The organism is Brasilonema sp. UFV-L1 (assembly GCF_012912105.1).
In the GTDB taxonomy this organism is placed as follows: domain Bacteria; phylum Cyanobacteriota; class Cyanobacteriia; order Cyanobacteriales; family Nostocaceae; genus Brasilonema.
The window spans coordinates 15,452-28,466 of the sequence record NZ_QMEA01000087.1 but is presented as its reverse complement, the minus strand read 5'-3'; the positions used below and the strand labels follow the sequence as shown (position 1 = coordinate 28,466).

The 13,015-nt window shown below is 41.0% G+C and carries 12 protein-coding genes; 8 read left to right on the top strand and 4 right to left on the bottom strand.

Annotated features, from left to right (window positions below; genetic code table 11):
- The first annotated feature begins 161 nt into the window (after window positions 1–161).
- From DP117_RS22685 to DP117_RS22675, 3 genes are all read left to right on the top strand, one after another.
- Window positions 162–794 carry a class I SAM-dependent methyltransferase gene (locus tag DP117_RS22685; protein ID WP_248277776.1) on the top strand — a complete coding sequence of 211 codons (633 nt, stop codon included), beginning with the start codon at window positions 162–164 and terminating at the stop codon, window positions 792–794.
- A 137-nt stretch (window positions 795–931) separates the two neighbouring features.
- Complete coding sequence (locus DP117_RS22680; RefSeq protein WP_169220501.1) at window positions 932–1,888, top strand: NAD(P)-dependent oxidoreductase; 957 nt, start codon at window positions 932–934, stop codon at window positions 1,886–1,888.
- A 403-nt stretch (window positions 1,889–2,291) separates the two neighbouring features.
- A complete protein-coding gene (locus tag DP117_RS22675) occupies window positions 2,292–3,878 on the top strand; it encodes a B12-binding domain-containing radical SAM protein (protein WP_169220500.1) in 1,587 nt (528 codons plus the stop codon).
- A 46-nt stretch (window positions 3,879–3,924) separates the two neighbouring features.
- Here DP117_RS22675 and DP117_RS22670 read toward each other — a convergent pair whose 3' ends face one another.
- Window positions 3,925–4,125, bottom strand: a complete 201-nt coding sequence (locus DP117_RS22670) for a hypothetical protein (protein ID WP_169220499.1) — start codon at window positions 4,123–4,125, stop codon at window positions 3,925–3,927.
- Between the two features lie 261 nt (window positions 4,126–4,386).
- Complete coding sequence (locus DP117_RS22665) at window positions 4,387–5,064, bottom strand: HEAT repeat domain-containing protein (protein ID WP_339381380.1); 678 nt, start codon at window positions 5,062–5,064, stop codon at window positions 4,387–4,389.
- 104 nt (window positions 5,065–5,168) lie between these two features.
- On the opposite strand from DP117_RS22665, the gene DP117_RS22660 reads away from it, so the two are divergent.
- Window positions 5,169–5,408 (top strand): hypothetical protein, encoded by a 240-nt coding sequence (locus tag DP117_RS22660; protein WP_169220498.1) that lies wholly within the window; start codon window positions 5,169–5,171, stop codon window positions 5,406–5,408.
- 53 nt (window positions 5,409–5,461) lie between these two features.
- The gene (locus DP117_RS22655) at window positions 5,462–6,403 is read left to right on the top strand and encodes a HEAT repeat domain-containing protein (RefSeq protein ID WP_169220497.1); all 942 of its coding nucleotides are present in this window, start codon (window positions 5,462–5,464) and stop codon (window positions 6,401–6,403) included.
- Between the two features lie 14 nt (window positions 6,404–6,417).
- Here the strand turns inward: DP117_RS22655 and DP117_RS22650 are convergent, their stop codons facing one another.
- Window positions 6,418–7,356 (bottom strand): response regulator, encoded by a 939-nt coding sequence (locus DP117_RS22650; protein ID WP_169220496.1) that lies wholly within the window; start codon window positions 7,354–7,356, stop codon window positions 6,418–6,420.
- A gap of 429 nt (window positions 7,357–7,785) precedes the next feature.
- Here DP117_RS22650 and DP117_RS22645 point away from each other — a divergent pair, with 429 nt between their 5' ends.
- Window positions 7,786–8,919, top strand: coding sequence for a RuBisCO accumulation factor 1 (locus tag DP117_RS22645; protein ID WP_169220495.1), 1,134 nt, complete (start codon window positions 7,786–7,788; stop codon window positions 8,917–8,919).
- A gap of 476 nt (window positions 8,920–9,395) precedes the next feature.
- Window positions 9,396–10,859, top strand: a complete 1,464-nt coding sequence (locus DP117_RS22640; RefSeq protein ID WP_169220494.1) for a serine/threonine-protein kinase — start codon at window positions 9,396–9,398, stop codon at window positions 10,857–10,859.
- A gap of 5 nt (window positions 10,860–10,864) precedes the next feature.
- Here the strand turns inward: DP117_RS22640 and DP117_RS22635 are convergent, their stop codons facing one another.
- Entirely contained in the window at window positions 10,865–11,782 is a 918-nt protein-coding gene (locus DP117_RS22635) for a DUF3365 domain-containing protein (protein WP_169220493.1), read from the bottom strand.
- A 202-nt stretch (window positions 11,783–11,984) separates the two neighbouring features.
- Here DP117_RS22635 and DP117_RS22630 point away from each other — a divergent pair, with 202 nt between their 5' ends.
- The gene (locus DP117_RS22630; RefSeq protein WP_169220492.1) at window positions 11,985–12,842 is read left to right on the top strand and encodes a PhnD/SsuA/transferrin family substrate-binding protein; all 858 of its coding nucleotides are present in this window, start codon (window positions 11,985–11,987) and stop codon (window positions 12,840–12,842) included.
- Window positions 12,843–13,015: the final 173 nt, after the last annotated feature.

The following is a 13,015-nucleotide window of genomic DNA, read 5'->3' as shown; positions in this document are numbered from 1 at the left end:
TTAGGGAGGGGTAACGCGAGGACTGCAATGATAACTAATCATCCGAACTTGATATTAGGGGCGCTGCGCAAACGCTAATGCGGTTCGTTTTTTCATAATTTTGCGTAATTCCTGAACCAGAATTGTACGTACTGACTAGTACTGCCAGAAAACGAAGTAAGATGAACGAGGAGCTGACTCAAAAAATTCGGAATGATTTTGACCGCATTGCTTTACATGAGCAAGTGGGATGGAATCACAACAATCATTATCATCATTTTCTGCTTCAGCAATTACCATCCCACTGCAAAAATATTCTGGAAATCGGATGTGGAACTGGAGAATTCTCGCGTCTTTTAGCTAAACGTGCTGATAGAGTTGTTGCGATAGATTTATCTCCCAACATGATCAAAGTCGCTAAACAGCACTCTAAAGAGTTTACAAATATAGATTTTCAGGTTGCTGATATTTTGAAGTGGGAATTTCCAACACAGCAATTCGATGCTATCGCCTCCATAGCTACCGTTCATCATCTACCAGTAGAGAACTTGCTACCCAATTTGGAAGCTGCTTTGAAACCTGGTGGTAGCCTTTTGATTTTGGACTTGCTAGAACACGAGAACTTACAAGATAGCCTGAGTGATTTCATTGCTGTTCCTCTAAACTGGATATTTCAGATACTTAGAAACAGACACATTAAGCACTCAAGCGAAGTAGCAGAAGCCATTCGAGAGCATCTTCGCAAAAGACAAGTACCTCACCTTATCCCAAGCACGACGAATTTACACAAAGTCACTTTGGGGAGCAAAAGTTAAAAAGCACTTATTTTGGCGTTACTCAGTAGTCTGGCACAAGCACAACACCCATACGAGTCATAAACGATGAATTTTGAAACTTTTTTATTATTCATCATTCATAGTTCATAACTCCTAAATCTTATTTGAAACTTTCCATGAGTCAGAAACGGATTTTAGTTACGGGTGCAAGTGGTTGTATCGGTCACTACATAAGTGAAACCTTAATTCGAGAAACAGAACACGAATTGTATCTGCTAGTCAGAAACCCAAAGAAGCTACGCGTCGAGACTCAAGCACGTTCTGGTGTGACTGTCTTGCAGGGTGACATGCAAGAAATCGGGAAATTTGCTGACTTGCTGAAAACAATAGATACTGCAGTGCTAACAGCAACAGCTTGGGGCGGTGATGCGACATTTGATATTAATGTACATAAAACACACGAGTTGCTTAATTTGTTAGATCCGAACAGATGCGAACAAGTCATTTATTTTTCCACCGCTAGCGTTTTGGATCGCAAGAACCAGCCTTTGAAAGAAGCAGGGGAACTGGGTACAGACTATATATCTTCTAAGTACGTGTGCTTACAAAAATTATCGGAATTAGCGATCGCTCCCAAAATTACCACACTTTTCCCCACTCTAGTTCTTGGTGGCGATGCCAACAAACCCTATTCTCACGCAACATCTGGTATTCCAGAAATCACAAAATGGATTGATTTCATTCGGTTTTTTCAAGCAGACGGTAGTTTCCACTTTATCCACGGTCAAGACATTGCCACTGTAGTACGATATTTGATAGATAATCCCCCCGCAACAGAGGAGAAGCGCTTTTTTGTTTTAGGTCAAGCGCAGTTAACTGCAAACCAAGCAATTGAAGAAGTCTGCGATTATCTCGGCAAAAAAATTTACTTTCGTATTCCCCTCTCTTTATCGTTAGCCAATTTGTTAATAGTTTTATTTCGGATTCAAATGGCTGCTTGGGATAGATTCTGCATGAACTATCGGCATTTTACTTATGAAAATGTCATCAATCCCGACAGTTTTTCCTTACCCAATTACTGTGCCACCATGAGTGATGTTTTGAAAATTAGTGGTGTACTAAGTGCTAAATAATACAAATAGTCAGTTCGAAACGCAACGTTGGGCAATTAGTAGCGCTTAATCACATAAGTGTAAACACGGTATACTATGTTTCAGGAGTATAGAATATTTAAAACAAGTGTATTTGACAGCATGATAGCTATCATAGGGCACCTCGTTTGCTACTTATTGCACGGAACCTTTTATAACAAGAGAACTTCTAGATATTAGGGGAAAATTGAGCAGATATCTTCTATGAAACGCAAGCCACTTATGTTTTGTGCGTTTAAGGACAGGCTTGGCGGTTCGTCTAATAAACATTAAGTACACATCATGGAGAATTAGTATGAGTAAAAACGAATTTAGCAAAAAGTCAAGAATTCTTTCTTAATTTAGTTACAGTGAAATAACACTGAGAGTGTGAGGGTTGATAGTTATGCGAGTTTTATTGGTTTATCCCATTTTTCCAAAAACGTTTTGGTCTTATGAAAAAATATTGGAATTAGTTAACCGCAAAGTTTTGTTACCACCCTTGGGTTTGGTGACAGTTGCAGCAATTTTGCCTCAAGAATGGGAATTTCAGCTGGTTGATCGCAACATCCGTCCAGTCACAGAAGAGGAATGGGCATGGGCAGATGTAGTTATTTTCTCAGCGATGATAGTTCAAAAACAAGATTTACTAGAACAAATTAGTGAAGCCAAGCAACGTGGTAAGTTAGTTGCTGTAGGTGGTCCTTACCCCACCTCAGTCCCTCATGCAGTTCAGGATGTTGGAGCTGATTTTCTGATTTTAGATGAAGGGGAAATCACTCTCCCGATGTTTATTGAAGCGATTAAACGGGGTGAAACCTCTGGAACTTTCCGCGCTACAGAAAAACCTGATGTCACCACAACTCCAATACCGCGTTTTGATTTGTTGGACTTAGACGCTTACGACATGATGTCGGTTCAGTTTTCGCGGGGTTGTCCTTTCCAATGCGAATTTTGTGACATTATTGTTCTCTATGGACGCAAACCTCGCACCAAAACTCCTGCACAACTGTTAGCAGAGTTGGATTGCCTTTATAAGTTGGGTTGGCGGCGTAGTATTTTCATGGTGGATGACAACTTTATTGGCAACAAGCGCAATGTTAAGTTGTTGCTCAAAGAGTTAAAAGTTTGGATGGTAGAACACAAGTATCCATTCCGGTTTGATACCGAAGCCTCTATTGACTTAGCACAAGACACAGAATTAATGGAGTTGATGGTTGAGTGCGGTTTTGCAGCAGTGTTTTTGGGAATTGAAACACCGGATGAAGAGAGTTTGCAACTGACAAAGAAGTTTCAAAATACCCGCAACTCGCTGACTGAGGCTGTGCAAACTATCATCAAAACAGGGTTGCGCCCGATGGCTGGGTTTATTATCGGTTTTGATGGGGAAAAAGCAGGTGCAGGCGATCGCATTGTCCGCTTTGCCGAACTAGCAGCAATTCCCTCCACGACTTTTGCCATGTTACAAGCACTGCCAAATACAGCCCTTTGGCATCGCCTCAAGAAAGAAGGACGACTACGGGAAAACAAAGATGGCAACATCAACCAGACGACTTTGATGAACTTTATTCCCACTCGTCCCCTAGAAGATATTGCTAGAGAATATATTGAAGCTTTTTGTACTTTATACGATCCAGTGCAGTACTTGGATCGCACCTACCGCTGTTTCCTGCTTATGGGTGCGCCGAGTTGGAAAGCGCCATTTAAGATGCCAGACTGGGTAATTGTGAAAGCCCTACTGCTTGTTATTTGGCGACAAGGGATAAAACGAGAAACTCGCTGGAAGTTTTGGCACCACTTGTTCAGCATCATCAAGTACAATCCCAAAGTTGCGGAACAATACCTCGCCACCTGCGCCCACAATGAACATTTCTTAGAGTATCGCCAAATTGTACGCGAGCAAATAGAATCTCAGCTTGCTGAATATTTAGCACAAGGCGTAGAAAAACCATATGAAAGAGTAAATGAGACAGTGGGTGCTTTGGCAAGTTGATTTGGCAAGTTGAATATCTGCGCTCGCTCTTTGTAAGTCGCAAACATCAAACTGTCTGCCAATTCTTTTTCATCAGTGCAACAAATGTGGCATATCCCTCGGAGAAATGCGGTGGATCGGGTAGAACATACTCTGGAAATTCCTTATAATGCCGCCAAGGTTCTGAAGGACTGTGGCGCAGATGCAACACACAATCTGTTGTGCCTGGAGGTTTCCAAGTCATTTGACCGGGGGAAGTGTCAGACATAAATACCTCTTAAAATATAAGCTAAACAACTAAGGAATGTACCTCGCCATTTTCCGCGCAACCTCGCCCACCGCGTGGCGGATGGGGAATTCCGCCGAAATGCGTTAAAATAAGCAGCTTTCTTTATCTGATAACTGATAACTTTTGAGATTACATGAATTTATTTTGCAAATCAAAATAAATTCTGCCTTTCTATGATAGCATAGATACTCCCTGGATACTGTCAGCCAAGGAGTCATCCTTTTCGCGTCAAAGTAAAGATTACGGCTCAAGCAAGTTTTCTAATGCAGCAGCGACAACTTGATGATCCGAATCTTGGCGGAGTTGCCTAAGGGCTTCCTTCGCTTGTGGATCATCAAACTGCTTCAGCGCATGAGCAAGGTGTATGCGAATCTGTTTCGAGTCACAAGCAATCAATCTCAACAGTTGAGACAAGGCCAACTCTTGCTGATTGGTGAAGGCGAATTTACCAAGCGCATCTATGGCATCTGCCTGTACACTAGAATCTTCGCCTGCTAAAGCTTCGATGCAAACTTCAAACAGTTCGCCTGGACAGTCTAAATCAACCAAAACTGCCAGAATACTACGCCGCACTAACCAGTGATCGTCTTGGAAAAAGGTTGAAACCAGATGAGACGCAGCGACTTTGCCAAACAGAGAAAGGGAACTTGCTGCCTCTGCTCGTACGTTGGGCGTGTTGTCAAATTTCATTAACTCCAGCAAAGCGGCAAAAGATTCAGCAGTTTGCTGCTTACCCAGCCCCATAGCGACGAACGATCGCACCAGAAATTCAGAATCATGAAGTTTGCTTGTCAGTAAAGGAACAGCGATTTCTGGGGTATAATCTTTGAGGGCAGTGATTGCTTTCAGGCGATATTGAAAATCAGGATTATTTAAATCTGTTTCGATTTTGTAGATATTCATAGCAGCACTAAGCACAACTTTACCCTCACTGTAATCAAAAAGATTTGCTTAGTGGTGACACGATCTGAGAAAATCGAGCGTAGACTTGTTATAAAAAAAACATTTAGGAAAAATTAAAAATGACCGAAACTTCAGAACACACGCCAACAGAACAGCCCTCTTCTGAAGAACTAGCAGAAGTTATAGCTGAATTTGAGGAATATCGCGAAAGGTTGGTGAGCGAAACATTAGCAACGGCGCAAAAGGCTAAGGTGATGAAGGCAACTGCACTCGCCCAACTAGAACCGGAACTTGCCAAAATTGATGCTGTACTCCAACAACTGCGCGATCGCGCTTCTAGTGTAACAACAAACCATTAATATAAAATTGCACGAGTTCATCTAACACAGTCATTGGTGATGGTAAACTGATCATGAGTAATCTGCTCACAGGGGAAATGAAATCCGAAGGAAACTTAATCCCGCCGCCTCAAGAACAAACCGATGCTTTGCTGTTGATGGTTAAGGAGCAAATAGATTTAGACACTTTCAATCCCAATGACCAACAACTCCTCAAGCGTCTGGTTGAGTCTCTGGGAGATTCACGCGGATTAGTCAGAATGCAAGTCGCGGAAACACTCGGTCAAATTGGTGAGTTGGCAACTCCATTATTACTAGACGCACTGGCACATCATCCGAATGTGGTAGTGCGTCGCGCCAGCGCCAAAACTCTGACAATCATCGCAGATCCAAAAGCAGTTCCAACACTGGTACACTCTTTCTTACATGACGAAGACACAGTTGTCCAAGGTTCGTCAGTCGGCGCATTAGCAAGAACAGGTGAAGTCGCTGTACCACCCTTGCTGGAAATCTTAGCATCCCCAGATTCGTCTGAAAATACCAAAGGTCATGCCGCATGGGCGCTGGCATTTATTGGATCAGCCGCAAAGGAGTATATTTATAAAGCAATCGACTCAGACTCACCTGATGTTCGTGCTGCTGTGGTTGGGGCGATCGCCAAAACGATTCAAGAAGATCCCAAACCGGAAGCATTCAATATGCTGGTGAATGCCCTGGGCGATGCAGACACAATTGTACGCTGCGAAGCAGCTTCTGCCTTGGGCAACCTAGCATATCAACCAGCGATTGGTAACCTCACAGAGTTACTGCATCATCCTGATTGGGAAAGCCGCAAAGCAGCAGCACTGGCTTTGATGAAAATGGGTGTAAACTTGACTTGTGCAAACAAGACTCGCACAGTCTTAGAACCCCTGCAAGCAGCTTTAGTCCAGGAAGCAGAAACAGCGGTTCAGCAAGCAATCAAGTTGGCGATTTCTCAAATTGAGAAACACTCAGACCAAGACGACTGGGCGTGATATGACACTCTCGTTTAAAAAATTGTGCGGAGTGCGATCGCGATCAATTGAGCATACAGATGAATGAGTTTTCGTTCATCTTCACGCAAAGTGTGGGGTTGTTGCCACTGTAGTAATAACACCGCCAAGACTTCTTGGCGAAAAGTTATTGGAATAATGAGATCTGCTTGAACTGTGTGAGTTGAGTCGTGAGCAACATCAACTAAGTCTTGGTTTAATGGTACGTGAGGTGAGGCTTGCATTTGGTGAGTGGCGATCGCCTCGGTTGTGAGTTGATTTTGCTCAAGCCAGTTTTCCACTGTACCTGTCGTAGTGTAAGTCCCTTGATTTGGAACTAAACCATCACTCTCTACTAGCTGCAACATACAACAATCAGCTGCAAAACTTTCACCAAATGCCCTAGCGATGGAGTTGAGAGTTGTCTCCAAATCACTATATTCTTGAGTTATCTGCACCAAAACACTCAGCAATGACATAGGTGCATGAACACGTTGCAATTCTTCTGTACGTTGCTTGAGCAAATCGTAGGTTTGGGCTGCTTGTTGCACGACTGCCTTCAGTTCTTCTCGGTTCCAAGGTTTGGTGATATACTTATAGACCTGTCCTGCATTAATCGCTTCTACCAAATCTTCAATATCAGTAAAACCCGTAAGGATAATTCTCACGGTATCTGGATACTGAGGCACTGTTTGACGCAAAAACTCAGTTCCCTTCATCTGCGGCATTCGTTGATCAGATATAATGACGGCGACTTCTCCTTCAGTTGCTAACATTTGCAGAGCCTTCATACCACTATCTGCTTTTAGAACATCAAAATCGCGGTAGAAAGTGCGGTAAAGTAAATCTAGATTATCTTGTTCGTCATCAACTACCAAAATTTTTTGCTTTTTTGGTTTTTCTGTAGTGATTGATTGATGCTCAATCTTATGCAGTTCAGAAGTTTGAGTATCCATAAAAAGTCATCCTTTAAATATTTATCTTTGATTTTTGTGATATTTCATACAATATCCGGCTGAAACACAGTACAATAGTAAACTATAACTATCAGGACAATTTCAAAGAAAAAATTGACTATTGAAACTTTTCTTATTATTAATGTCACCGATTTGCGAGCTGAACTCAAAAGCTGAAGAGTAAGCCAAAATTGAGGCAGTGCTTCAGGTATTTGCAGCAGTTTGTAACTGTGCAAACCAGCAAGTAAAGCTTCTAATAACCAGTTAGGCACAAGTGTATCAGGAGTCGAGAGAAAAGTTTGGATGAAACGCTCAGTTAGCACCCAGAGCTTGTGCGTGTGTGGAAGCGAGATGAGTGAACCATTTGACCATACAATAAGACTTGCTGGATATGTATTGACTGCTTTTCCTTGAAGTCGTGAGCGAATTATGACTGACTTACCACCCAATGCTCAAAATTCTGATAATAATGATCATGTCGCACAAGATTTGCTGCGAAAGCTCAGACAAAAGCAAGGTTCCTGGGTGGAATGGGGAATTGCCATCGCCCAACTGCAAAAACTTGGTTATGATCCACAAGCCATCTTTGAAGCAACTGGATTTGAGCCGATACAACAAAATCAAGTTATTGTTGGGGCTCAAGTTTATAATTCCATAGAAAAAGCTAATGTAGCCGAAGAAGTGCGATCGCACTACTCCACGCGGGGAAGTGACGTTTTGTATGAGCTACGCCTGCTCACCCAAGAAGAACGCGCTGCTGCTGCACAACTGACGTTCCAACATAAACTTGACATTGATGAGGCGCGGGAAGTCGCCAAAGCAGTCAAAGAGTTCTCTCGCTTCCAGACTCTACCAGAGGGGTTTGAAAATCATCCGGGAGATGCAGTAGCGTATCAATGCTGGAAACTCGCCCGCCAAAACTCAGACTTACAAGAACGCTCTCGCCTGATTGCCAAAGGTTTGCGTTTTGCTCACTCACAAACAGCAAGGAAACAAATCGAACAATTGTTGACTGATTTTACAGTTGTTCCCAAACGTCCTGCTCCCTTGTTACCCTTTTACCGCCTGGACTCAGAGGAAGAATTACCGCGTATTATACCAGTTGTGGGTGAGTTACCATTAACACCACAAGAAATGAAAGCTGTACCTTTGGTAGAAGGGATAGAACCATTTGGTATAGTCAAGTTTGCTGGAGAGCAAGCTTGGGTAGCGTTACCAGGTTGGCAGATTTTGTTGAGTGCAGAAGATCCAGTAGTGATTTTATGCAAAAGCGATAGCGAAGCGCTGCTGCGTTCGCGGAGCGGCTCTGAAAGAGCTAGCGCAGATCGCTTACCCAATCAAACACAAAATTCTTCACAACCTGTGTTAGTGGTTGTAGACCGCGATCAACGAGAATGGGATGATATCAGCTACTTTGTAGTTGATAATTCTGGTGAATTAGACTTTCAGTGGTTTGAAACAGCACCGGAAATTCCCTTGCTTGGGAAAATTATTGTGATTGTGCGACCAAAGAAGATTTTAGATGAAAATGTGACCAAGGACTTTTGGCAGATTGATGAGTAGATATTGGGCTACTCATTAGAACAATTTGGCAGACGTCATTTTAACGTACTGAATGAGTAATTGTAGTTATGGTTACTTTGCTTACTAGTCAAGTTAGTAACAAACTAATCTACCAATTGTTAGAAGTGCAGCTAATGGAAATAACGGATTTCCGTTAGTATTAAAATTAAGGTCTTGATAAAAAATTCCTATAATGGTATTTACTCAAAAGCCGTTTGCTGAAGCGGTGAGGCAGTGCGTTGAGGCAACAAACTGGGATTTATACCAATTTCCTTTATCCTTGCCACAAATTAACTTCTCAAGCTCTCTTTATTAAGGAGACTTGGGGAACTCGTATGTCGCAAAATTGAACAAAACGTTATGACGGCGGTTGTATAAAGACGTTGCTGCTGCCTGTTTTCACGTTCGTAGCATGTACAATATCAACACTAACACAAGTCGAAAAAATTCACCTACGGGGATTGCTCTGTAGAAGTATGGTTTATTGCTTAAACCCCAAGTGTTCACAGCGTCAAAACCCTGACACTGCTACTAAGTGCGAAGCCTGCAATACATCCTTACTCATTAAGGACAGATATCTGCCAATCAGACCTTTATGTAATCTGGACGCACTATATCGTTATTCTGAAATTTTTGAAGTCAAAGATATCAAAGATAACAACAAACTAAAAGTTCTCAAAATTTTGATGAAAAATGATTCTAAAATAGTCGAGCTTTTTGAACAAGAAGCAAAGATTTTGATTCAATTAACGCATCCAGGAATTCCTAAAGCAGAAGAACAATTCTCCTTGTATTTTAAAAACGGTCAAAAAGTGCTCTGCCTGATTATGGAAAAAATTAAGGGGCAGAATTTGCAGCAGTGGTTAGATGAGAATGATCATGAACCAATTTCTCAAGATTTGGCACTTTATTGGCTCAAACAAATTACTGAAATTTTAGCTTACGTGCATCGAAATGGATTTTTGCATCGGGATATTAAGCCTTCTAATATTATACTTAAACCGAATGGTAAACTCGTATTAATTGACTTTGGAACAGCGAGAGAAATTACACAGACAGTTGTTAATGGACACACTGTTACTTTTGTTTATTCATATGGTTATACGGCTCCAGAGCAATTTCAACGCAAAGTTGTTCCGCAATCTGATTTCTTTGCTTTAGGACGTACATTTGTTCATTTACTCACAGGTCAGCATCCAAGTAATTTGGCTTGTAGCTCTGTAACAGGTCATTTGATTTGGCCTAGCCTAGCACCAGACATTTCCCCTATTTTTGCAAATTTTATCGATAAATTGATGGAACCATCATTGGAAAAAAGACCTAAAAACACTCAAGAAATTTTGCGAGAAAGAGAGAAGATTATCTTGCAAATAGCTTGGCGGCGTTTAAAGGAAATTGACCCGATGATACAACTCTTTTCTTTAGAAGAAAGATTAGCTAATTCTAACTCTAAAGAGACTGTTATAGTGAATGTAGAACCTAACTCCAACTTAGTCCTTTCTCCAGAAAAATATTCTCTTCTAGAAAAGAAGTTGATTGAACTTATCGGTCCTATAGCCCCCACTTTGTTACAACAAGTTGGCAAAGACACACTTAACCCCAAGAAACTGGTAGAAAATTTGCGGCTTTACCTGACTCAGCACCAACAAGTAGAGTTTGAAAAGCAGGTCATGTTACTTATGCAAGATACTGCTGAAAAATTTCACACAGATTCTATTAAGAGCAAGGAAAAGAAAAAAATTAGCGAAAGCTTTGTACATCAATGTGAATCAGAGCTATCTGATATAGTTGGTCCAGTAGCTACTTTGCTTGTTCAAAAAGCTCTAGTGTCTCATCCAGAAATTTCTCCAGTGCAATTGGTGCAGATTTTAGCAGAAAAAATTCCTGAGCGAGAAAAGGCTCGTCATTTTCAAAAACGTCTAGGTTACATAGTTTCTTAAGTAAATTATTTTTTATGACTAAGAAGCTTCATAGATATTTCTAAACTGGACTTCATTCGATTAAATGCTACTGCTAAAGCACCTATTTCGTCTTGAGACTTTTCTGTAAACTCAGCATCCATGTTTCCGGTGCTGACTTCATGTGCTGTCTTTGCTATTTTTCTAATTCGCTGAAGAACAGCTTTTTTCAGTAATAAATTTATTGTCGAAATGATGATGACAAAAACACAAATGACAACTCCCATTACTAAATAGAAAGAACGCCGAACACTATGAAAAATTTCTTCAGCAGGCACATACAGAACTTGAGCAGCTATAATCTCATTAAGTTTCCAACCAAAACCATGTTCTGAACCATAACTTGCGAGCAAACTTTTAGGAGCGATTTCTGGTGTTGAATGACATTCCAGACATCTCTGTTCTCTTACAGCAAATGGTCGTGCGATATAAAATACTTTTCCTTCAGGAAGGTTACGAAAGTCAGAACGTTGTTTAATTTGAGGATGAGTGCGAAATTCTTTCACAAGCTGAGTTTCAAATTCATCAGCTTTGTCGCGTAAGTTAGTTGGATTAGGGGCAGCATCTTTATAAAAGAAATTTTTATATTCTTCGTTGCTACGAATACTCTCGAAAACTTCTCTGACTGAGTAAGTTGGTATAGCTTGTGGAATAAATGCTGATTCTGTTTCTAATTTAGGCGCTAGTAGGGGATTTATCTGCTTTTGTGTATAGTTTCTGACTGAATTCATCGTTACGAAGAGAACCATTGCTTTAGAGGTTAATTCCTCTTCGGCCCTGTGTTCAAGTACTTTGGAGAGAGCAGTCCCACTCAAGGAAATGCCAAGTATGAAAATCAACACGATAAATATGTTAAACTGATCACGAATTTTGAGATTTCTTAAATCTTTACTTAACCACAACATTGAAATTGCCTCCAAGAAATTCCTAGTTAATTCTTAGGATGCTTGTTTAAAATTATATATTGGTTTTCTTCTTTTTTTATTGATGAGTGTTTATTTTCAAACTAAATTATAAAAAATATCTGTAGAAGAATAGAAGATGATTTTAGAAACAGGGTATTAATGTAAATAAGTAAAAATATTTATTTTAAAAATTCAAACAGTAATGCCTTTGAGGTTATCACGTAAATTATTTATTCTGGTGCTGCTATTTGTAACCAATGGTGGATGCAAACCAGCACCAGCTAATCTTAACGGTCAGTTAGTCATAGGTGTAGTTAGCTACACTGAAGGGCAACAAATACTTGAACGATATACTGAGTTTAATCGCTACTTGGCTAAAACAACGGGGACACGTGTTGAACTAGAGCCTGCTTACAATGAAAATAAGGCTCTTGAGCGCATTCACTCGCAAGCTTGGTCATTGGTGTTTGCTTCTCCAGGTGTAGCAGCAAGTGCGATCGCCGACCACCAATACCGCCCTTTGTTTCTCGTGCAAGGTTTTAATCATTCCCGCTCAATTTTGGTTGTTCGTAACGATAGCCAAATACGAGAGTTGAAACAGCTAGAGGGAAAGACGGTTGCTTTAGGTCAACAAGGTTCAGCAGCAGGATATTATTTCCCTGTTTACAACCTCTATGGCTTAACACTAGCTGAAGTCCTATTCGCACCAACACCCAAAATAGTTCTAGAATTGGTTGCCCAAGGGAAAGCTGCTGCTGGTGCTCTTTCGCTGGCAGAATATAATCTGTACAGCCCAAGCTTAAGCAATACACAGTTTCGCGTACTTTACATTGACCCTCACAATGTTCCAGCGGATGTGGTTTTGATTGCACCCAATATAGAGCCAAATCGCCAAGAGGAAATCCGCAAAATTATGAGTGCAGCTCCATTAAGTGTAGTTCGAGAAATAGGCTATGTTCCCAATGTGCCAGTCCCAGATTACGATTACATGATTTCTGTGGTGCGTCGGGTAAAGTCAATTGATTCTAATGTTCGCCAAAAGCCTGCTCGCTTGTTTTGAGCAACAGCAGATTTCATTCAACTGAGATCTTGCACCATTCTTAACAAACGTAGGGTGGGCACTGCCTACCAACATTAAAATGAGAGTTTGCGGTTTCGATGGGCAGTGCCCACCCTACAAAAATCGCGTTCTTGATAGTGGTGCAAGATGTGAATTCAACAAAATGCTCAAAG

Coding starts and splice junctions, on each gene's coding strand:
- DP117_RS22685 (WP_248277776.1), top strand. CDS start 162: ATGAACGAGGAGCTGACTCAAAAAATTCGGAATGATTTTGACCGCATT.
- DP117_RS22680 (WP_169220501.1), top strand. CDS start 932: ATGAGTCAGAAACGGATTTTAGTTACGGGTGCAAGTGGTTGTATCGGT.
- DP117_RS22675 (WP_169220500.1), top strand. CDS start 2,292: ATGCGAGTTTTATTGGTTTATCCCATTTTTCCAAAAACGTTTTGGTCT.
- DP117_RS22670 (WP_169220499.1), bottom strand. CDS start 4,125: ATGTCTGACACTTCCCCCGGTCAAATGACTTGGAAACCTCCAGGCACA.
- DP117_RS22660 (WP_169220498.1), top strand. CDS start 5,169: ATGACCGAAACTTCAGAACACACGCCAACAGAACAGCCCTCTTCTGAA.
- DP117_RS22655 (WP_169220497.1), top strand. CDS start 5,462: ATGAGTAATCTGCTCACAGGGGAAATGAAATCCGAAGGAAACTTAATC.
- DP117_RS22650 (WP_169220496.1), bottom strand. CDS start 7,356: ATGGATACTCAAACTTCTGAACTGCATAAGATTGAGCATCAATCAATC.
- DP117_RS22645 (WP_169220495.1), top strand. CDS start 7,786: ATGACTGACTTACCACCCAATGCTCAAAATTCTGATAATAATGATCAT.
- DP117_RS22640 (WP_169220494.1), top strand. CDS start 9,396: ATGGTTTATTGCTTAAACCCCAAGTGTTCACAGCGTCAAAACCCTGAC.
- DP117_RS22635 (WP_169220493.1), bottom strand. CDS start 11,782: ATGTTGTGGTTAAGTAAAGATTTAAGAAATCTCAAAATTCGTGATCAG.
- DP117_RS22630 (WP_169220492.1), top strand. CDS start 11,985: ATGCCTTTGAGGTTATCACGTAAATTATTTATTCTGGTGCTGCTATTT.